Consider the following 20562-nt stretch of genomic DNA (forward strand, 5'->3'; position numbering starts at 1 on the left):
CCGTGCAAGCTTTCGCGTGCACGGGTGACGCGTCGATCCCCTAGTCGGCTGATTCCAGTTTCTGGACCAGCCACTCGTGGAAACCGCCGATGTGGTGCTCCGAGGGCACCAGCACCCCACCATGCGCGTAGGCACGCGAGGACATCGCGGGCTGGCATCGCTCGCAGGCTTCGAAGTCCTGCTCGTTCACCCGGTGGAACAGCTCGACCGAGCGAGACACGTCACGGCCGGTGTCGACCACTTCCTTGGCGTAGAGCCAATCGCACTCCACGATCGTCCTGTCGGCCGCCAGCGGGTACATGCGGTGCAGGATCACGTGGTCCGGCACGAGGTTGATGAAGACCTGCGGCTTGACCGTGATGGCGTAGTACTTCCTGTCGCGTTCTTCTTCCAGCGCCGCGAGTTTTTCGAAGCCCTCGCTGCCGTCGACGGTGAAGCCCTTGATCTCGTCACCGAACTCCGCGCCGTGCCCGACGTAGTACTGCGCCGCGTAGCCGTCGGCGAACTCGGGCAGGACCTCGGTGAGCTCGGGGTGGATCGTCGCGCAGTGGTAGCACTCCATGAAGTTCTCGATGATCAGTTTCCAGTTGGCCTTGACGTCGTAGACGATTCGTTTGCCCACAGACAACTCGTCGATCTCGTAGCCGGCGATGGCCTCCAGCGAACCGAGGCGTTCCGTCACGGCGTGCAGGACGTCGTCCTCGAAGCTCGGCGGTTCGTCCGCGAGACAGACCCAGGCGTAGCCCAGCCATTCCCGCAGGTGAACTTTCGTCAGGCCGTATTCCACGCGGTCGACGTCCGGCATCGAGGTGAGGTTCGGCGCGGCGATCAGCTTGCCGTCCAACGCGTAGGTCCACGCGTGGTACGGGCACTGGAACGCCCGCTTGACGCTGCCCGCCTCGTCGAGGCAGATGCGCGCGCCGCGGTGCCGGCAGACGTTGAGGAACGCGTTGAGGGCGCCGTGGCGGTCGCGCGCGACGAGCACGCTCTCGTTGCCGACCTGCACGGTGCGGAAGTCGCCGGGACTGGCGAGGTCGCCCGAGCGGACCGCGCAGAACCACATCTTCTCGAAGATGTTCGCCTGCTCCTGCGCGAAGATCGCAGGGTCGGTGTAGTAGCGGCCCTCAAGGGTGGAGATCAGGCTGCCGGTCATGTCCCGCCTCTCAAGCGAGCAGGGTCGAAAAGGGCGATCGGGTGCCGCGTGGCCCCGTCGATCGTGAGGTCGGCGAGGATCTCGCCGACGACCGGCACGAACTTGAAGCCGTGCCCGGAGAAGCCGCACGCCACGGTGACGTTGTCGTGGGCGGGATGGCGCGCGATGACGAAGTGCTCGTCCGCGGTGTTGGTGTACATGCAGGTGACGGCGCGCTGGAACGTGCCGGCGAGGCCGGGCATCGGCGACCTGGTGGCCTGCACCGCGGCCTCGACCTCGTGGGCGTGCACCGTGCGGTCGATGGTGTCCGGCGTGCAGCTCTGGCCGCCGTGGTGGAACGCGACCTTCACGGCGCCGTCGAGCTCGGGGAAGCCGTAGAAGTTCGTGCCGTCCGCGCGGTCCCAGATGTAGATCGGGTGGTCGCGGAGGTTCTCCTTCGGGGTGAAGAAGAACTGGACCTGCCGTTCGACCTCAAACGGGATCTCCAGGTCCCGCAACAGTTCCGGCGCCCACGGGCCGGGGCACAACACGACGTGCTCGGCCTCGTAGGTCGCCCTGGCGGTGGTGACCCGGCCCTCCTCCCAGTGCGTGACCGGCTCCTCGAAGTGCAGCTCGGCGCCCGCCTGCCGGGCGAGTGCGAGGTGGGCGCGCACCGCCGCCTCCGGCACGACGAGTCCCGCGGCCTGCTCGTACAACGCGACCTCGTCCGCGGCCGGGTTGAGCGCGGGAAAGCGCGTGCGGATCTCCGGCGCGTCCAGCACCTCGTGCTCCAGGCCCCACTGTTCGGCGCTCGCCCTGCTGCCCGTGATCGCCCGCGAGCCGGGCGCGCCGACGATGATGCCGCCGACGCGGTGGAAGATCCGCTCCCCGCTGTCGCGCTCGATCTGGTCCCACATCTCGTGGGCGCGCAGCAGCAACGGCACGTACGCGGGGTCCTCGAAGTAGGCCTGGCGCGTGATGCGCGACCCGCCGTGACTGGACCCCAGCGTGTGCACGGGCGTGAACTTCTCCAGCCCCAGCACCCTCTTGCCGCGCTGGGCGAGCCGGTACGCGGCGGCGCTGCCCATGCCGCCGAGCCCGATGACGACGACGTCGTACGTCACCCTCTGAGCCGCTTCATCTCGGGGTCGAACAACGGCTCCTGCGCCGCACGCGCTTTGACCCTCTGCCCGAAGTACTCGATCTCCACCTCGTCGACGCCGTCCGGCAGCCACGCGTACGCGATGTTGAGCCCGGTCGTGTACCCGTACGCCGCACTCGTGACGTACCCGACCGGTTCGCCTTGGTGGAACACGGGTTCACTGCCCATGACGACCCGCTCGGGGTCGTCGATCGTGAGGCAGGTGAGCTTCCTCGACGACGTGCGACCGTCGAGCGCTTCCCTGCCGAGGAACTCCTTGTCCTTGCGCACCGCGAACCCGAGCCCCGCCTCGAACGGGTCGTGCTCGGTCGTCACGTCCGTTCCCCACGACCGGTAGCCCTTCTCGAGCCGCAGGCTGTTGAACGCACCGCGCCCGGCCGCGATGACGCCGTGCTCCTGCCCTGCCTCCCACAGCGTGTCCCACAGCTTGGGCCCGAGGTCCGCGGTGGTGTAGAGCTCCCAGCCGAGTTCGCCCACATAGGACAGTCGCAGCGCGGTGACCGGAACGTTCTTGATGAACGCCTTCTGCGCGGTGAAGTAACCCTTCCGCGTGTCCAGCGTGTGCGAGACCCCGTTGACGAGATCACGCGCTTTCGGGCCCCACAAACCGATGCAGCACGTCCCGGCGGTGATGTCCTGGACGTGCACGCCTTCCGGGGCGTGCCGGGTGAGCCAGTCGAGGTCGAGGTTGCCGTTCGCGCCGACCTGGAACGTGTTCTGGCCGAGACGTGCGATGGTGAGGTCGCTGCGCACACCACCCCGCTCGTCGAGCAGCAGCGTGTAGACCACGGCGCCGGGCTTGCGGTTGAGGTTGTTGGTCGTCATGCGCTGCAGGAACTCCAGCGCACCCGGACCGCTGACCTCCAGCCGCTTCAACGGGGTCATGTCGAACATCGCGACCCGTTTGCGCGTCACCAGGGCCTCGGCCCCGCAGATCGGTGACCAGTACCGGCTCGCCCACTCGTTCCGCTCCGGCACCTCCGCGACCTCCGGCAGACCGGCGTTGGCCTCGTACCAGTGCGGCCGTTCCCACCCGGACGCCTCCAGGAAGAACGCGCCGAGCTCCTGTTGCCGGGAGTAGAACGGACTCGTGCGGATCGGCCGCGGGCTCTCCATGGGCTGCAACGGGTGCAGCACGTCGTAGACCTCGACGAAGTTCTGACAGCTCCGTTCCAACACGTAGTCCGGCGCCAGCTGCACCTGCTCGAACCGGTTGAGGTCACTGGAGTGCAGGTCCAGCTCCGGCCGTCCGTCGACGATCCACTCGGCCACCGCCTTGGCCACGCCGGCGGAGTGCGTGATCCACACCGCCTCCGCGACCCAGAACCCGGTCAGCCTCGGGTGTTCGCCGAGCAACGGCATCCCGTCGCTGGTGAACGAGAACAGCCCGTTGAACCCGCGGTCCACACCGGCCTCGGCCAGCGCGGGGATCAGGTCGACGGCCGCCTCCCACGACGGTTCGAAGTCCTCCTTGGTGAACGGCAGCTCCGAGGAGGTGATGTCCCTGGCCGCGACGGGCATGGGCCGGTGCCCGTACGCCCCGACACCGAGCGCCTCGCCATGAGCGCGGAAGTAGAGATCGGCCTCCTGATGGCGGAGAATGGGTTGGCGCGCCAGGGACTCCGCACTGACCGCCGTGCCACCCGTCGCCGCAAGCCTCCGCGCGGCGGCCACCACATCCCCCGTGAAGGCGTACTGGTGCGCCATGGGCACCAGCGGAACGGTCAGCCCGACCATCTCCCCGAGCACCGGGCCCCACATCCCGGCGCACGACACCACGATGTCGGCCGGGAAGACGTCGGTCTCGGTGCGCACCCCGGTGACCCGGTCGCCCGAGGTCTCGACCGCGACGACCTTCTGCCCGAACGCGAACCGCGCGCCCCTCGCCACGGCACGCGCAGCCTGAACCTCCGCGGCGGCAACGGGTTTCGCCAGCCCGTCGCTCGGGATCAGGAACCCGCCCAGGATCTGCTCGCGGTCGAGCAACGGGTGCAGCCGCGCGACCTCGCCGGCGTCGACGAGCCGGCTCTCCACACCCCACGACGTGGCCCAGCCGTGTCGTCGTGACAGATCCGCCAGGCGGGCGGGCGTGGTGGCGATCTCCAGGCCGCCGATCTGGTCGAAGCACCCCAGCGCGGTGTACTTCTCGACCGTGTAGCGGGCGAACGAGGTCATGCTGCGGCACGAGTTCGTCTGGAAGACCAGGCCCGGCGCGTGGCTGCTGGACCCGCCGGCGGCGAGACCCGGCGCCTGGTCGAGGACCGTGACATCGGTGTAGCCGCGTTCGGTGAGCTCGTCGGCCAGCGCGCACCCGACGATCCCGGCCCCCACCAGCACCACGCGAGGCACAGACATCCGACACCCCTTCGCCGCCGTTGCGCGAAACGGAACTCGTTCCACGATCAGCAACAAATTGCGGCCAGGGCGCCCCGGTGTCAATACCGCCGTTCGAGAAAGGGAGCCCGGCGTGCCGGACTCCCTCCCCGATGTCGTGTTTCCGTCAGCCCGCGAAGTACCCCAGCTGGGCGGAGAGGTCGCCGGCCGCCTCCACCATCAACGGGACGATCTCCTCGACCCGCTGCCGCGACAGCCGGTACGACGGACCAGACGCGCTCATGGCGGCGACGACCTCGCCGCGATGCCCGCGGACCGGGACGGCCACCGCGTGCAGCCCGAGTTCCAGTTCCTCGAAGCACGCCGCGTAGCCCTGCGCGGCGACGGTCTCCAGCTCGGCCAGCAGCCGATCTGGGTCGACGACCGTGTTCTCGGTGTAGGCGTCGAGCGGCAACGAGACGAGCCGTTTGCGCTCCTCGACCGGGAGGTGCGCGAGCAGGACCTTGCCGGACGACGTGGCGTGCAGGGGCGTGCGCTGACCGATCCAGTTGACGGCGGAGACGGCCGCCGAGCCGCGGGCCTGGGTGATGTTGATGGCCACGCCGACGTCGTGCACGGCGATGTTGACGGTCTCGCCGAACGAGTCCGCGAGCGTCTGGCAGACGGGCTGGCCGAGCTTGGTCAGATCCATGCGACCGGTGGCCGCACCGGCCAGTCTGACCACCCCGAAGCCGATCGCGTACTTGCCTCTTTCGCCGAGCTGTTCGACCAGGCCACGCGCCTCGAGCACGGAGACGAGTCTGGACACCGTGGACTTGTGCACACCCAGCTCACCAGCGATTTCGGTGATACCGGCCTCACCTTGGGCCAGTAGTTCGAGCACGCTGATGGCTCTGTCCACGGACTGCACCTGAGCTGCCGAGTCGGAGTTGCTCATCGCGCAACAGTAACCGGCAGGCAAAACAACCCGCTCGAACTCTTGACGGCGCGTCGCGCGAGGCTCACATTGTGTTGCGTCATTCGGAACACGTGCCGCGTCACGCAACGGAGGCCGACGATGATCCGCGTCTGCGCTCTCATGGACCTGCCCCCAGGGGAGGCGGTGCGCATCGTCGGTCCCCATGCACCGCTCGCGGTGTTCAACGCCGACGGCGTCCTGTACGCCATCGACGACACGTGCACCCACCAGGAGGCGTCCCTCAGCGAGGGATGGCTGGAGGGCTGCTTCGTCGAATGCCCGCTGCACGCCGCGAGCTTCGACCTTCGCACGGGCGAGCCAACTTGTCTGCCCGCCAAAAGACCGGTGAAGACCCACCCCGTCGTTGTGAAAGATGGAGTGGTCTATGTCGATGTCGAGGTGAACAAGGACGTGGCGTGAGAACGATCGCGATCATCGGCGCATCACTCGCCGGCTTGAGGTCGGCGCAGGCACTGCGCCAGCAGGGGTTCGACGGACGTCTCGTCGTGATCGGCGATGAGATCCATTTGCCCTATGACCGGCCTCCTCTCTCGAAGGACTTCCTCCTCGGCAAAGTCGAGATGGTGCCCCTCGCGGATCAGGAGGACCTCGACGCGCTCGACGCCGAGTGGCGACTCGGCACACAGGCGACCGGCCTGTTGTCGACGCAGGAGATCGCGTTGAGCGACGGCAGCACCATCGAAGCCGACGGCGTCGTCATCGCGACCGGCGGTATACCGCGGACGATCTCCAACACACACGTTCTGCGCACCCTCGACGACGCCGTCAAGCTGCGCGACGCACTGGCCGGCGCCCAGCACCTCGGGGTCATCGGCGCCGGGTTCATCGGCGCTGAGATCGCCTCCAGTGCGCGCGCCCTGGGCAAGGAGGTCACCGTCGTCGAGGCGCTCCCCACGCCGCTCACGCGCGTGCTGGGGGCCGAGATGGGCGCCGCATGTGGACAACTGCACGGCGACCACGGATCAACGTTGATCACCGGAATCAATGTTGACTCAGTCAACGTTGACGGCGTCATCAACCTCGCAGATGGACGGAAGGTTGACGCCGACGTCGTCGTCGCGGGCATCGGCACCCGCCCGGCGACGGATTGGCTCGCCGGCGGACCGGTCGAGGTCGCCAACGGCGTCGTGTGCGACGCGGGTGGCGTGACGAACGTGAAGAACATCGTCGCGGTTGGTGACGTCGTGAACTGCGCCGGGCACCGCGCCGAGCACTGGACGTCGGCGACCGAGCAGGCGCAAGTCGCCACTCGCAACTTGCTCGCGGGCGAGACCGTCGCGACGCACACCAACGGCGGCTACGTCTGGTCGGACCAGTACGGCGTCCGGATCCAGTTCATCGGACGGGCGACGGACGACGTTCGCGTCGAAGATGGGTCCATCGAGGACAGGAAGTTCGTAGCGACCTATCGGGACGGTGAGAACGAAGAGGACGTCGTCGGCATCGTGGCGATGAGCAACGCTCGTCTTTTCACGCGTCTGCGCAGGAATCTCAAGCAAGCGGGCTGAGCATGAACCTTCGCCGCGTTCTTCGCCGTTCAGACGGGCGCATCGCGACACCCCCTCATGTCGGGCACGTGGGGGGACGGTGTCGCGAGATGCCCTGCTGGGCGCCGAAAGACGCGGTGAAGATCGCGCTCAGCCCACTTGAGACGGTCGTCACGGTTTAGCTCCGCGGGCGACCGGCTACACCCCAATGTCCTACGTGGACACACGAACAGGGAGGCGTCAGTGTCGCCGGTGCGGCAGATCATCAACCCCTACGACCAGAGTGTTCTCACCGAGGTCGAGGACCAAACCCGCGAGCAGGCGATCCAAGCGATCGCGAAGGCGAGAAACGCCTTCGACCACGGCGACTGGCAGCACTCCAGCCCCGAGCACCGCGCCGCGGTGCTGAACCACGTGGCCGATCTCCTGGAACGGGACAAGGAGGACATCGCCCGCACCGAGACGCTCGACACCGGCAAGACGCTGGTCGAGAGCCGCATCGACGTGGACGACGTCGTGTCCGTGTTCCGCTACTACGGCAACCTCGCCGGCCTGTTGCACCCCAAGGTCGTGCAGGGCACGCCGGACGACGTCATCAGCCGCATCGACTACGAGCCCGTGGGCGTCTGCGGCCTGATCGCGCCCTGGAACTACCCGCTGCTGCAGATCTCCTGGAAGATCGCGCCCGCCCTGCTGGCGGGCAACACGATCGTGGCGAAGCCCAGCGAGGTCACGCCGCTCACCACCATCAAGCTGTTCGAGCTGCTCGGGGAAGCCGGACTGCCCGACGGCGTCGCGAACCTCCTGCTCGGTACCGGGCCCGAGGTCGGCGCGCCGCTGAGCGAGCACCCGGACGTCGACCTGATCTCGTTCACCGGCAGCCTCGCCACCGGCCAGCGGATCATGGCCAGTGCCGCCAAGACGGTGAAGAAGGTCGCGCTCGAACTGGGCGGCAAGAACCCGAACATCGTCTTCGCGGACGCCGACCTCGACACCGCCGTCGACTACGCGCTCACCGCGGCGTTCTTCCACGCGGGCCAGGTCTGCTCGTCGGGCACGCGGCTCATCGTGCACAGCAGCATCTACGACGACTTCGTCAACGAGGTTGCGCGCAGGGCCGATCTCATCAAGCTGGGCAACGGGTTCGACCCCGACACCGAGTCCGGGCCACTCGTCAGCGCCGAGCACCGCGCCAAGGTCGAGAGCTACGTCGAGCTCGCGAAGCAGGAGGGCGCCACGCTCAAGGCCGGCGGCAGGCGGCCGGACGAACCCGAGCTGCAGAACGGTTTCTTCTTCCGCCCCACGGTCTACGCGGACTGCACCCGCGACATGAAGCTCGTCCAGGACGAGACGTTCGGCCCGATCATCACCGCCGAACGCTTCGAGACCGAGGAAGAAGCCACGTTCCTCGGCAACGACACCGACTACGGCCTCGCGGGCGGCGTCTGGAGCCAGGACCTCGACAAGGCCCAGCGCGTCGCGAAGAAGCTCCGCCACGGCACGGTGTGGATCAACGAGTTCGGCCCGTACCTGCCGCAGGCCGAGTGGGGCGGCTTCAAGCGCTCGGGCGTCGGCCGCGAGCTCGGCACCGCGGGGCTGCACGAGTACACCGAGCCCAAGCACGTCTACCAGAACCTCAAGCCACAAGCCCAGAACTGGTTCGCGCGAAAGGACCCCAAGTGACCGCACATGACTACGTGATCGTCGGCGGTGGTACGGCGGGCTGTGTGCTCGCGGCGAGACTGACTGAAGACGAGAACGTCACGGTCGCGGTCATCGAGGGCGGTCCCTCCGACGTGGGCGACGAGAAGATCCTCAACCTGCGCAACTGGATCAACCTGCTCGAGACCGAGTACGACTACGACTACCCGACGGTCGAGCAGCCGCGCGGCAACTCGCACATCCGGCACAGCCGGGCGAAGGTCCTCGGCGGATGTTCCAGCCACAACACGTTGATCTGCTTCAACCCGCTGCCGCAGGACTTCGACGAGTGGGGCCACGGCTGGACGTGGGACGCGATCGGCCCGTACTACGACAAGGTCCAGCTCAACATCATCCCGGTCGTCGAGAAGGACCGGAACCCGATCGCCAAGGACTTCGTGGCCGCCGCGCAGAAGGCCGTGAACGTCCCGGAGGTCGACAACTTCAACGCGGAGCCGTTCCAGGACGGCGTCGGCTTCTTCTCCATCGCCTACCACCCGGAGAAGAACAACCAGCGCTCGTCCGCGTCCACCGCGTACCTGCACCCGATCCTGGACAGCCGCAAGAACCTCACGCTGCTGCTCAACACGTGGGCCGGCCGGATCGAGTTCGACGGCACCCGCGCGATCGGCGTGCACACCGACAAGGGGTACGTCGAGGCCAACAAAGAGGTTCTGCTCTGCGCGGGCGCCATCGACACGCCCCGGCTGATGATGCTGAGCGGCATCGGCGACGCCGAACACCTGAGCAGCATCGGCATCGAGCCGAGGCACGACCTGCCCGGCGTCGGCGAGAACCTGCTCGACCACCCCGAGTCGGTCATCGTCTGGGAGACCACGAAACCGTTGCCGGAGAACTCGGTGATGGACTCCGACGCGGGACTGTTCATCCGGCGTGACGAGTCTGATCCGCGCCCGGACCTGATGTTCCACTTCTACCAGATCCCGTTCACCACCAACACCGAACGTCTCGGCTACCCGAAGGTGGAGCACGGTGTCTGCATGACGCCGAACATCCCCCGGCCGCACAGCAAGGGCAAGCTGTGGCTGAAGTCCAGCGACCCCGCCGAGAAGCCGGCGCTCGACTTCGGGTACTTCACCAACCCCGACGGCTACGACGAGCAGACGCTGGTCGACGGGTTCAAGATCGCACGCAGGATCGCCGAGCAGGAACCGCTGAAGTCGTGGCTCAAGCGGGAGATCGCCCCCGGACCGGACGTCACGAGCGACGAGGCCCTGTCCGAGTACGGACGCAGAGCAGCCCACACCGTCTACCACCCGGCCGGCACGTGCGCGATCGGGTCCGTTGTGGACGGTGACCTCAAGGTCATCGGGCTGGAAGGCCTGCGAGTGGTCGACGCGTCCGTGTTCCCCACCATGCCGACCGTGAACCCGATGGTCACGGTCCTCATGATTGGAGAGCGCGCCGCCGACCTGATCAGGGAGGCGTAGTGACAGCAACAGTGCCCAAGACGGCAACCACAGCGGAAGACAGGCTCAAGGACCTCGGGTACACGTCGGAGTTCAAGCGGGACATGAGCCCGTGGGCGAACTTCTCGCTGGGCTTCACCTACCTCTCGCCCGTGGTCAGCACGTACACGTTGTTCGGCACGGCCCTCGCCCTGGGCGGTCCGCCGATGATCTGGAGCTTCGTCGTCGCGGGCGTGGGCCAGTTCCTGGTCGCGCTCGTGTTCGGCGAGCTCGTCGCGCAGTACCCGGTCGCCGGTGGCGTGTACCCGTGGGCACGCCGCCTGTGGGGCAAGCGCTGGGCGTGGATGACCGGCTGGGTCTACATGATCGCCCTGCTGGTCACCATCGCGTCCGTGAGTTACGGCGCGGGCCCTTACCTGGCAACACTTCTCGGCTACACGGCCACCGTCGGCAACACCGTGCTGTGCGCGATCGCGATCGTCGTCGTCTCGACGCTGATCAACTACGCGGGCACGAAGGTGCTGTCGTGGGCGGCGATCTTCGGGTTCGCCGCGGAGATCGTGGGCGCACTCGTGGTCGGCATCTGGCTGTTGGTGGACAACAGGATCCACGGCCTGGGCGTGCTGTTCGACAGCTTCGGCGCGGGAGGGTCCGGCAGCTACCTGCCGGCGTTCTTCGCGGCGGGCATCATCGGTCTCTACCAGTACTACGGTTTCGAGGCGTGCGGTGACACCGCGGAAGAGGTCAAGGACCCCGGCCGCGTCATCCCGAAGGCCATGCGCCGCACCATCTACATCGGCGGCGCGGCGGCCACGTTCGCGTGCCTGTCGCTGCTGCTCGCGGTGCCGGACTTCGGCAAGGTCATCAGCGGCGAGGACGCCGACCCGGTCACGAACATCCTGACGAACGCGTTCGGCCCGGTCGGCTACAAGATCGTGATCGGCGTCGTGCTGATCTCGTTCCTGTCCTGCACGATGTCGTTGCAGGCGGCGGCTTCTCGCCTGACGTACTCCTACGCCCGCGACAAGATGCTGTTCGGGTACAAGGCGCTCGCGAAGTTCAACCAGAAGCGCCACATCCCGCCGTACGCCCTGGCGCTGGCCGGCGTCATCCCGGTGATCATCGTCTTCGCGTCGATGCTCTCCACGAACGCGCTGGACAAGATCGTGTCCTTCGCGACGCTCGGCATCTACCTCGGCTTCCAGATGGTCGTGTTCGCGGCGCTGCGGGCGAGGCTCAAGGGCTGGGTGCCGTCCGGCGAGTTCACGCTGGGCCGGTGGGGCTTGGTCGTCAACGTCCTGGCGCTCGCGTACGGCGTCGCGGCGATGGTGAACATGGTCTGGCCGCGCACCCCGGACGCGCCGTGGTACGACAACTACGTCGTGATCCTCAGCGGTGCGCTCGTGGTGGGCATCGGCCTGGTGTACATGGCGATCGCCAAGCCGTTCGGCAACTCCGACGCTCCGGCGGGCGACGCCGTGCCGCTGCGAGCGAGGTAGGCGCGCGGGCGGGGTGCACTCCAGCGCCCCGCCCACGTCAGCGCCGAACCACCACGCCCTAACCCAGCAAGCGAAGCAGCCGCAGGGCGAGCTGCACCTCCAGCACGCGGTCCGGCGACTGCCAGTCGCCGAGCAACGACGACACCCGGTCGAGCCGTTGCGTGACCGTGTTGACGTGGAGGTGCAGCTCCGCCTTGGCACGACTGAGGTTCGCGCCGCACCGGAAGTAGACCTCCAGCGTGCGCACGAGCTCCGTGCCGCGTTCGGCGTCGTAGTCGAGCACGGGTCCCAGCACCGACCGCACGTAGCCGGAGACGTCCGCGCGATCTCCGAGCAGCACGCCGACGAACCCGAGGTCGTCCATCGTCGCGGCCTGCTTCTCCCGCCCCAGCTGCCGCAACGCCTTCAGGCACCGCCGGGCTTCCTCGTAGGCCGCCGCGATCGCCACCGGACCGGCGACCGGGCCGCAGGCACCGACCGTCGCGTTCAGCGTCTTCGCCACCTCGTGCGCGACGTCCGTGGACTTCGACGGCAACGCCAGCACGACATCGCGTCCACGTGATCCGGCGAGTCCTCTGTGGACCGAGGCGTAGTGCGTGGCGCCGGACAGGTTCCCGTCCGCCACCAGCACCACGTGGGGCTCCGTCAGCTCGACCCCCACCCGCCGTCCCCGCGCGACCAGCCCCGCGGCGGCACGTCCGTCCAGGATGTCGGTGATCAGCTCGCCGCGGACCTTGTTCTCCGCCTCGGCCACGGTTCTGCGCAGCAGCAACAACAACGCCGTCACGACCGCCGACCGTTCGAACAGCCGCCGGTCCACGTCCGACAGGTCGGGGCACCCGGACAGCGCGATCCCGCCCAGCAGCTCGGAACCGGCCAGCACCGCGCACACCCACACGCCGTCGATCAGCACCGCCCGCCCGTTGGCCCGCACCGCGAGCGACGGCACGGTCTCCCGCACCTCGACCTGCCCTCCGAGCAGCTCCCCCACGGCCGCCGCCACCTCGGCTGAGGAACCGCCGCGCAGCACCAGGTCCGTGAGCCGGTCGTGGGCCTCCTCGGCCCGTTTCATGGCCTCGTTGTGGGACTGGATCATCGCGAACAACGACGCCGTGTCGATCGCGATCGCCGCGTGGTCGGCGAGCGACTGCAGCAGCGCGACTTCCTCCGGCGGGAACTCCCGCGGGGTCCGGTCCGCCGCGTACAGCACGCCGATGACCTTCGAGTCGAGCTTCAGCGGCACGCCCAGGATCGCCGTCAGGCCCTCGTCCCGCACCGCCGAGTCGATCGGTCTGGTGTGGTTGAACCTGGCGTCGGCGAAGTAGTCGGAGGTCGCGTACGGCCGCGCGGTCTGCGCGACCAGGCCGCCGAGTCCTTCGCCGAGGCCGAGCCGCACCTTCTGGAACAACGGCGAGAACGACCCGTCCGTCACCCGCATGTAGGTGCCGGCCGGGTCGTTCATCGACAGGTACGAGACGTCCGTTCCGAGCAGCGTCCGCGCCCTGCGCACGATCGAGCGGAGAACCGCGTCCGGGTCGCGCATGCCCGCGAGCTCGGACGCGGTCTCGAACAACGCCGCCAGTTCGGCCTCACGCCGTCGTGTCACACCCCAACCCTGTCACGATCCTCCAGATCCGCACCACGGGTCTCCCTGGCGAGCACGACCGCGACGATCGTGATCACGCACGTGATCACCACGTACACGGAGATCGGGAACGACGACCCGTAGGCCTTCAGCAGCGCCGTGGCGATGAGCGGGGCGAGCGCACCGGCCGCGATCGACGCGAGCTGGTAGCCGATCGACGCACCGGAGTACCGCACCCTCGTGCCGAACAGCTCCGAGAAGAACGCCGCCTGCGGTCCGTACATCGCGCCGTGCAGCACCAGTCCGACCGTCGTGGCCAGCGTGATCAGCACCGGGTTCTTGGTGTTCAGCAACGCGAAGAACGCGAAGATCCACACGCCCATGCCGACCGCGCCCACCAGGTAGATCGACCGCCGCCCGAACTTGTCGGAGAGGTGGCCCCACATCGGGATCGCGATCAGGTGCACGGCGGAGGCGATCAGCACGGCGTTGAGCCCCACCGACTTCGACAGCCCGAGCCCGGTCACGACGTACACCAGGATGAACGCCGTGATCACGTAGTACGACACGTTCTCGGCGAACCGCGCGCCCATCGCGATCAGGACCTCGCGCCAGTTGTGCTTGAGCAGCAACAGCACGGGCGCCTTCTCCGGTGTCAGCGCCTTCGCCTGGGCCGCCTTCTCCTGCGCCGCCAGGAAGATCGGCGACTCGGACACCGTCAGCCGGATCCACAGCCCGATCACCACGAGCACGCCGGAGAGCAGGAACGGGATCCGCCAGCCCCACGACAGGAAGTCCGCGTCGGACTGCACCGCCGCCAGAATCGCGAGCACGGCCGTCGCGAGCAGGTTCCCGCACGGCACACCGGCCTGCGGCCACGCGGCCCAGAACCCGCGCCGTTTCGCGTCACCGTGCTCGGACACGATCAGCACGGCCCCGCCCCACTCGCCACCGAGCGCGAAGCCCTGCACCAGCCGCAGGAACGTCAGCAGCAACGGAGCCAGGATCCCGACCGACGCGTACGTCGGCAGGACGCCCATCAGCATCGTCGCGCCACCCATCAGCAGCAACGACAGCACCAGCAGCTTCTTGCGCCCCAACCGGTCGCCGAAGTGGCCGAAGACCACGCCGCCCAGGGGCCTCGCGAGGAACCCGATCGCGTAGGTCGTGAACGCGAGCAGCGTGCCGTTCAACGGATCCGCGGTCGGGAAGAAGAGCTTGTTGAACACCAGGGCGGCTGCCGACCCGTAGAGGAAGAAGTCGTACCACTCGACAGTTGTCCCGATGAGCGAAGCGCCCACTACCTTTTTGATCATCGACAACTCCTCATTGAGCTGACCAGCCGCCATCGACGGCCAACGACGTACCGGTGACAAAACTGTTGTCGCACAACCACAGCACTGCCGAGGCCACCTCGGAAGGCTCCATCATCCGTTTGACTGCGCTGCGCTGGAGGAAAATCTTCTCGGGCACGTCCGCCTCGGGGATCCCGTGCACCTTCGCCTGGTCCGCGATCTGCTTCTCCACCAAGGGAGTCCGCACGTAGCCCGGCGCCACGCAGTTGGACGTCACGCCGTGCGGCGCCCCCTCCAGCGCGGCGACCTTGGAGAACCCCTCCAGGCCGTGCTTCGCGGCGGTGTAGGCGGACTTGAACGCGGACGCGCGGATGCCGTGCACGCTGGTGATGTGGACCAACCGGCCCCAGCCGCGCGCGTACATGTGCGGCAGCACGTGCCGGGTGAGCCGGAACGCCGCCCCGAGCATCAGCTCGACCATCGCCGAGAAGCGCTCGACGGGGAACTCGTGGATGGGGGCGACGTGCTGCACGCCGGCGCAGTTGACCAGGACGTCGATCTCGGCCGGCAGGGCGTCGACCGGACCCATCAGGTCGACGACGTGGCCGGTGCCACCGAGTTCCTCGGCCAGTGAGCAGACTTTGGGGTCGAGATCGACCAGGTGGATCTCGGCGCCCGCGTCGGCCAGCGCTCTGGCGCAGGCCAGTCCGATGCCGCTCGCGGCTCCGGTGATCAGCGCGGTGTGACCCGTGACACTCGACATGCCTGAAAACGGTAGGGGTCACGGCACGTGATCGACATGTGGCTGATCCACATAATGCCTGATCAAGAGGTGGCTTTAGCCACCATTTAGCGGGAGACAGGCATATAGCGCGTGAGGAACGGGTACAGGGGCGTAAGCTCCCGTCACCTGAACGGGGGAAGATCGCTAAGAGGGGGCACCATCAAATGTCTACGACGCCTATTTACGACGACCTCCTGCGCGAGCTCGAAGAGATCGCACAGGAGGCCGGGTTGACCAGCTCGGAGCCCACTTCCGAGCCCGTCAAGCAGTAGTTCCCCGAAGGGCCGGGGAACAGTTACTTCGGTGGGGCGATCAGCTCGGCGGGCACCGGCTCGTCCTTGGTGATCAGGTCGAAGAGCTGCGAGGCCTTCTCCTTGTTCCACTGCACGACCGAGCCCGCACCGGGCACCGTCGGCGTGGACCCCACCGGCACCGTGCCGCTCGTGGCGTCGCTCATGTTGAGCGCGACGCTCGCGAGGTGCCACACGTGGTCGTCCGTGTTGACCGACACCGAACCGGACGCCGCGCTCATCAGCGGGATGACGCGGAACGGGTTCGCGAGCGTGGCAGGGCTCTTGACCTTCTCGAAGAGTGCCGACAGGAACTTCCGCTGGTTCTGCACGCGCTGCAGGTCGGCGGTCGCGAACGCGCGCGTCCGCACGAACCCGAGCGCCTTCGGGCCGTCGAGCTCCTGGCAGCCCGCGGGCAGGTCGATGCCGGCCAGCGGGTCCTTGATCGGCTCGTCGATGCAGATGTCGACGCCGCCGACCGCGTCGACCATGTCGGAGAACCCGCCGAAGCCGATCTCCATGTAGTGGTCGATCCGCACGCCGGTCGCGCCCTCGACGGTCTTCACGAGCAGCTGGGGACCGCCGAACGCGTACGCCGCGTTGACCTTGTTGCGGCCGTTGTCCGGGATCGCGACGTAGGAGTCACGCGGAATCGACACCAGCACCGGCTTGGCTGCGCTGTTGTCCGGCAGGTGCAGCATCATGATGGTGTCGGTGCGCCGACCGGCCGCGTCGCCGGTGGCGAGCGCGTCCTTCTGCTCCTGCGTCAGGCCTTCCCGCGCGTCCGAGCCGACGAGCAGCCACGTGGTGCCGGGCGTCTCGGCGGGACGGCCCTCGTAGTCCGGGAGCGCGTCGATCCGCGTCAGCGTCGAGTCGACGTAGAACCCGAACCCGACAGCGCCCAGCACCAGAACGAGCAGCAGCACCAGAATGACGCGTCCGGGACGCCTCTTCTTCTTCATCGGCCGCTGCGGCGGCATGGGACGCCGCGGCTGCTGGTAGCCGTGGTGATACCCAGCGCTCATGTGTCGCCAACCCCGATCGCATCAGTTTCGCTTTGCACCTAGGGACGCGGTGCGTCCCCTCAGGTTGCGAGGAAACCTACCGGGGCGGCAGCACCAGTGCTTCGAAAAGCCGGTTGACCTCGGCAGACGGGTCTTCGGTCCATCCGGTGTGCGCGGGCGAGGTCTGGACGATCGTGCTGCGCGGCGCGGTCAGCCACCGGAACCGCTGCCCGATCGTGGTCGTGCTCACCGGACCGGCGTCCGGTGAGCCGTCACACGAGTTCGTCAGGTGCTTCAGCGCCGTTTCCAGCGTCTCCACGTCCAGCCGCGGGTCCAGCGCCCGCAGCCGGTCACCGTCCACATAGGTCTTGGCGCACAGGAAGTCCAGGTCGCGGCAGTAGACGATCACGCCGACGTTCATGAACTCGCCACGCTCCTGCCGCGGCACCGCCCGCAGCAGCGCGTACTCAAACACGTGCGGCACGCGCGGCCTCCAGCGAGTCGACCCAGCCGCGGTGGGCGAGGCGGTGGGTGAAGAAGTCCTTGTACCGTCGGCGGAGTTCCGCGGGATCACCCTCCAGCCACTCGTCCGGAACGAGCGCGAGCACCTCGTCGAGCAGCTCGGGGGTGATCTTCGCGGCCATCTCGGCGTCCACTTCGGACACGCTGCCCGCGTTCGGCAGCATCGCGTGGTCGGACGCGTCGAACCGGTAGTCCTTGGTGGCCGGGCGTTCCGGGCTCCACGAGTAGTGGAAGTACAGCGCGGCGCCGTGGTCGATCAGCCACGGCTCCCGGTGCCACAGCAGCATGTTCGGGTTGCGCCAGCTGCGGTCCACGTTGAGCACGAGGGCATCGAACCACAACAGCCTCGTCGCCAGTTCGGTGCCGGGGTCGCGCACGACCGGGTTGAAGTCGAAGGAGCCGGGCAGGTAGTCGAGGCCGAGGTTCAGGCCGCCGCTGGCCCGCAGCAGCTCCTGGACCTCCTGGTCGGGTTCCGCGCGGGCGAGCTCGGGGTCGAGGTGCACGAGCACGATCTCGGGTATGCGGAAGCCCAGTCGCCGGGCCAGCTCGCCGACGACGATCTCGGCGACCAGGACCTTCACGCCCTGCCCCGCGCCGCGGAACTTCACCACGTACATACCCAGGTCGTCGGCCTCGACCAGACCCGGCATCGACCCGCCCTCGCGGAACGGCGTCACGTACCGGGTGGCCGTGACCTCCCTCAAAAGACTCCCTGCCACATTCACTGGCGCATGATCACACGAAGACCTTGGCGAAGCCGAGCAGAATTCCGCCCCAGCCGCCCTCACCGCTGACACCGGCCTCGACCCGTTCCGGCTTGGTGAAGTGCCGCTCGAAGTTGCGGTGCACCAGCTCGACACGGGTGCCGTCACCCTCGGGCGTGAAGGTGATCTCCACTTCGGACGCCCGTGCGGGATCGGCGTCGTAGTCCCAGTCACCGTCGAGGTGCCAGGCCAGCAGCAGCCGCGACGGCGGTTCCCAGGCCTTCACGGAACCCCAGTCGCATTCGGCGCCGTCCGTGCCGATCTCGTACCAGCGGCCACCGTCACGTGGCTCGACGACGACGTCCTTCAGCTCCGCCGCGCCGATGTGGTGCGCGGGCGGCCACCAGGTCACGAACTTCTCCGTGAACACCTTGAACGCGTGGTCCGCTCCAGCGTTGACCAGCACGGACCGTCTTACTTCCGTCATTGTTCCTCCACCGCCGCAGCGAAGTTCGCCAGTGCCTGACCCCAGAGGTCGTCGAGGTAGTCGCGCATCGCGGCCACCCCGACGTGGTCGACTGAATACAGTCGCCGAGTTCCCGCGGCCTCGACGCGGACCAGCCGTGCCTCTTTGAGCACCTTCAGGTGCTGCGACACGGCCGGCCGCGACACGGGCAGCTCGGCGGCGATCTCTCCCACCGCTCGCGGCCTGGCCACGAGCAGCGTGAAGATCTCGCGGCGGGTCGGGTCGCCGAGCGCCGCGAACGCCACTTGGTAAGTCTCCACGAACGGTAAGTTAGAACTTACGGAACCCTGCTGTCAACGCTTCGAAGTACGCGGCCTGCCCGGCCCTGTTCGGGTGGTAGGAGTCGCCGGTCGGATTCACCAAAGCGTTGATCCACGGTTCGGACGAGCACACGCCGTGGTCCGCAAACGCTTCCCTCACGTCGACGTACCGCGCTCCCGCACGTGAGGCCGCCTCCGCGATCACGCCGGACAGCTCGTCGGCGGCGTCGTTGAGCGCCTGCCGCTTGGCCCTGGACAGGGTGCGGCAGTCGTCGTCCGGCGTGAACAGCCGCGGATAGCCGAGCACCACCAGCTCGGCGTTCGGCGCGGCCGTCCTGATCGTGGCGTAGGTGGCGTCGAGCCGGGCGGGCAGCTGGTCGCGAGTGAAGTCCCGCGCCTTCCCGACCCGGTTCTCGCACGCCCGGTCGCCCTTGAGCGTGCAGGTCGTCATCACGTCGACGAACCCGAGGTCGTTGCCGCCGACGGTGATCGTGACGAACGTCGTGGCCGGGGTCAGCGCCCGGAACTGCCACCGCAGCGACTTCGTGGTCGCCCCGCTGCACGCGACGAACCTGAACGACGGGAAGTCCTCGCCCCGCAACGCCGGATAGGCGTTCGAGCTGCGGCGGCACGAGCCGTCCACATAGGAACCGGCGCCCGCACCGGACGCGTAGGAGTCGCCGAGTGCGACGTACTCCGGCGCGAACGGCGCGGGCGCCATCAGAGCTGCTGCTGCCAGTACCCCAGCCATGAGACCCATGAAGGCTGGAGTACCACTGTGGACGATCGACTAGAAGGGCATTAACCCAGACGTGTGGGCAGCACGCAGACCGGGATCGCGGTCTGCAGCGGCGTTCCGGACGGCGTCAGCTTCCCGCTCGCCCGGTCCACCGCGAACGACGTCACGTTGTTCGAGTTCTGGTTGGCCGCGAAGAGGAACTGCCCGGACGGGTCGAGCGTGATGTGCCGCGGGTACTTGCCCCCGACCGGCGTGTGGCCGACCAGGGTCAGCTCCGCGCCGTTGACCGCGAAGTGCGCCACGCTGTCGTGCCCGCGGTTCGACAGGTAGACGAACTTCCCGTCACCGGACACCAGCACCTCGGCCGGGTAGTTGCGCACGGATCCGGACGGCGCGGTTTTGAGCACCTGGCCCGGCGTGAGCTTCCCGTCGGCATAACCGCACGCCACGATCGTCGAGTCCAGCTCGTTCGCGACGTACGCCGTTTTGCCGTTGGGGTGGAACGCGATGTGGCGCGGCCCGGCACCCGGCTTGAGCTTCGCCGTCGAGACTCCCTTGAGCTGGCCCGCGGTGAACGAGTACACGAACACCGAGTCCGCGCCCAGGTCGACCGCCGCCGCGTACCGTCCGGCAGGGTCGAACACGACGTGGTGCGCGTGCGGGCCTTCCTGGCGGTCCGGGTCGGGCCCGGATCCCTTGTGCTGCACCTTCTGCGTGCGCGCACCCAGACCGCCGTCCGCCTTGACCGGGAACACGCTCAGCGAGCCCGACGAGTAGTCCGCGGTGATCAGGAACTTCCCGGACGGGTCGAGCGTCAGGTGGCACGGGTCGGCGCCGCCGGTCGGCTGCTTGTTGATCACCTTGAGCGTGCTCGCGTCGATCGCGGTGACCTCGCCCTTGGTGTTCTCGTTGACCGCGTACAGGAACCGGCCGTCGCGCGAGGAGATCACGAACGACGGGTTGACCACACCCGTGATCACGCCCGTCGTCTTCAGCTGGCCGTTCGCCGTGTCGTAAGTGCCGATGCCGATGCCCTTGGCGCCGCCGCTCCACGTCGTGTAGGCGCCGAAGAAGACTCTCCTGGTCGCAGGGGCCGCTTCGGCCGTTCCTCCGGTCATCAGCAATCCCG

19 protein-coding genes are annotated in these 20562 nt (G+C 67.9%); 5 read left to right on the forward strand and 14 right to left on the reverse strand.

The annotated features are described in order from the left end of the window. Nucleotides 1–40: 40 nt before the first annotated feature. The 4 genes from AOM45_RS21075 to AOM45_RS21090 form a co-directional block, all read right to left on the reverse strand. Entirely contained in the window at nt 41–1153 is a 1113-nt protein-coding gene (locus AOM45_RS21075) for an aromatic ring-hydroxylating oxygenase subunit alpha (RefSeq protein WP_030469044.1), read from the reverse strand. Continuing rightward, a complete protein-coding gene (solA, locus tag AOM45_RS21080; RefSeq protein ID WP_030469043.1) occupies nt 1150–2256 on the reverse strand; it encodes an N-methyl-L-tryptophan oxidase in 1107 nt (368 codons plus the stop codon). Before solA ends, AOM45_RS21075 begins: the two co-directional genes overlap by 4 nt. Further along, nucleotides 2253–4649, reverse strand: coding sequence for a GcvT family protein (locus tag AOM45_RS21085; protein WP_030469042.1), 2397 nt, complete (start codon nt 4647–4649; stop codon nt 2253–2255). The genes solA and AOM45_RS21085 overlap by 4 nt, the downstream gene beginning before the upstream one ends. A gap of 145 nt (nt 4650–4794) precedes the next feature. Beyond that, nucleotides 4795–5565, reverse strand: coding sequence for an IclR family transcriptional regulator (locus AOM45_RS21090; RefSeq protein ID WP_030469041.1), 771 nt, complete (start codon nt 5563–5565; stop codon nt 4795–4797). A 120-nt stretch (nt 5566–5685) separates the two neighbouring features. Here AOM45_RS21090 and AOM45_RS21095 point away from each other — a divergent pair, with 120 nt between their 5' ends. The 5 genes from AOM45_RS21095 (at nt 5686) to AOM45_RS21115 (ending at nt 11724) form a co-directional block, all read left to right on the forward strand. Beyond that, nucleotides 5686–6006, forward strand: coding sequence for a bifunctional 3-phenylpropionate/cinnamic acid dioxygenase ferredoxin subunit (locus AOM45_RS21095; RefSeq protein ID WP_030469040.1), 321 nt, complete (start codon nt 5686–5688; stop codon nt 6004–6006). Further along, on the forward strand, nt 6003–7115 hold the full coding sequence (locus tag AOM45_RS21100) for an NAD(P)/FAD-dependent oxidoreductase (RefSeq protein ID WP_030469039.1): 1113 nt from the start codon (nt 6003–6005) through the stop codon (nt 7113–7115). The genes AOM45_RS21095 and AOM45_RS21100 overlap by 4 nt, the downstream gene beginning before the upstream one ends. Before the next feature lie 222 nt (nt 7116–7337). Next, a complete protein-coding gene (locus AOM45_RS21105; RefSeq protein WP_051783882.1) occupies nt 7338–8777 on the forward strand; it encodes an aldehyde dehydrogenase family protein in 1440 nt (479 codons plus the stop codon). After that, complete coding sequence (locus AOM45_RS21110; RefSeq protein ID WP_035911056.1) at nt 8774–10246, forward strand: GMC family oxidoreductase; 1473 nt, start codon at nt 8774–8776, stop codon at nt 10244–10246. The genes AOM45_RS21105 and AOM45_RS21110 overlap by 4 nt, the downstream gene beginning before the upstream one ends. Continuing rightward, on the forward strand, nt 10246–11724 hold the full coding sequence (locus tag AOM45_RS21115; protein WP_236703782.1) for an APC family permease: 1479 nt from the start codon (nt 10246–10248) through the stop codon (nt 11722–11724). Before AOM45_RS21110 ends, AOM45_RS21115 begins: the two co-directional genes overlap by 1 nt. Nucleotides 11725–11782: 58 nt before the next feature. On the opposite strand, the gene AOM45_RS21120 is transcribed toward AOM45_RS21115, so the two are convergent. The 10 genes from AOM45_RS21120 to AOM45_RS21165 all read right to left on the reverse strand — a co-directional run bounded on the left by AOM45_RS21120 (nt 11783) and on the right by AOM45_RS21165 (nt 20551). Further along, complete coding sequence (locus tag AOM45_RS21120; protein ID WP_051783881.1) at nt 11783–13330, reverse strand: helix-turn-helix domain-containing protein; 1548 nt, start codon at nt 13328–13330, stop codon at nt 11783–11785. Beyond that, on the reverse strand, nt 13327–14625 hold the full coding sequence (locus AOM45_RS21125; protein ID WP_030469034.1) for an MFS transporter: 1299 nt from the start codon (nt 14623–14625) through the stop codon (nt 13327–13329). Before AOM45_RS21125 ends, AOM45_RS21120 begins: the two co-directional genes overlap by 4 nt. A gap of 10 nt (nt 14626–14635) precedes the next feature. After that, on the reverse strand, nt 14636–15367 hold the full coding sequence (locus tag AOM45_RS21130) for an SDR family oxidoreductase (RefSeq protein ID WP_030469033.1): 732 nt from the start codon (nt 15365–15367) through the stop codon (nt 14636–14638). A gap of 316 nt (nt 15368–15683) precedes the next feature. Then, on the reverse strand, nt 15684–16703 hold the full coding sequence (locus AOM45_RS21135) for an LCP family protein (RefSeq protein WP_030469032.1): 1020 nt from the start codon (nt 16701–16703) through the stop codon (nt 15684–15686). A gap of 76 nt (nt 16704–16779) precedes the next feature. Beyond that, complete coding sequence (locus AOM45_RS21140) at nt 16780–17166, reverse strand: DUF3037 domain-containing protein (RefSeq protein WP_030469031.1); 387 nt, start codon at nt 17164–17166, stop codon at nt 16780–16782. Then, nucleotides 17150–17908 (reverse strand): HipA family kinase, encoded by a 759-nt coding sequence (locus AOM45_RS21145; protein WP_236703783.1) that lies wholly within the window; start codon nt 17906–17908, stop codon nt 17150–17152. Before AOM45_RS21145 ends, AOM45_RS21140 begins: the two co-directional genes overlap by 17 nt. A 31-nt stretch (nt 17909–17939) precedes the next feature. Next, nucleotides 17940–18395 (reverse strand): SRPBCC family protein, encoded by a 456-nt coding sequence (locus AOM45_RS21150; RefSeq protein ID WP_030469029.1) that lies wholly within the window; start codon nt 18393–18395, stop codon nt 17940–17942. Next, on the reverse strand, nt 18392–18694 hold the full coding sequence (locus AOM45_RS21155; RefSeq protein WP_030469028.1) for an ArsR/SmtB family transcription factor: 303 nt from the start codon (nt 18692–18694) through the stop codon (nt 18392–18394). Before AOM45_RS21155 ends, AOM45_RS21150 begins: the two co-directional genes overlap by 4 nt. Nucleotides 18695–18704: 10 nt before the next feature. Beyond that, on the reverse strand, nt 18705–19445 hold the full coding sequence (locus AOM45_RS21160; RefSeq protein ID WP_236703784.1) for an SGNH/GDSL hydrolase family protein: 741 nt from the start codon (nt 19443–19445) through the stop codon (nt 18705–18707). 50 nt (nt 19446–19495) lie between these two features. Continuing rightward, nucleotides 19496–20551, reverse strand: coding sequence for a lactonase family protein (locus AOM45_RS21165; RefSeq protein WP_169774264.1), 1056 nt, complete (start codon nt 20549–20551; stop codon nt 19496–19498). Nucleotides 20552–20562 lie beyond the last annotated feature (11 nt).

Source organism: Lentzea aerocolonigenes (assembly GCF_000974445.1).
GTDB classification, from domain to species: domain Bacteria; phylum Actinomycetota; class Actinomycetes; order Mycobacteriales; family Pseudonocardiaceae; genus Lentzea; species Lentzea aerocolonigenes.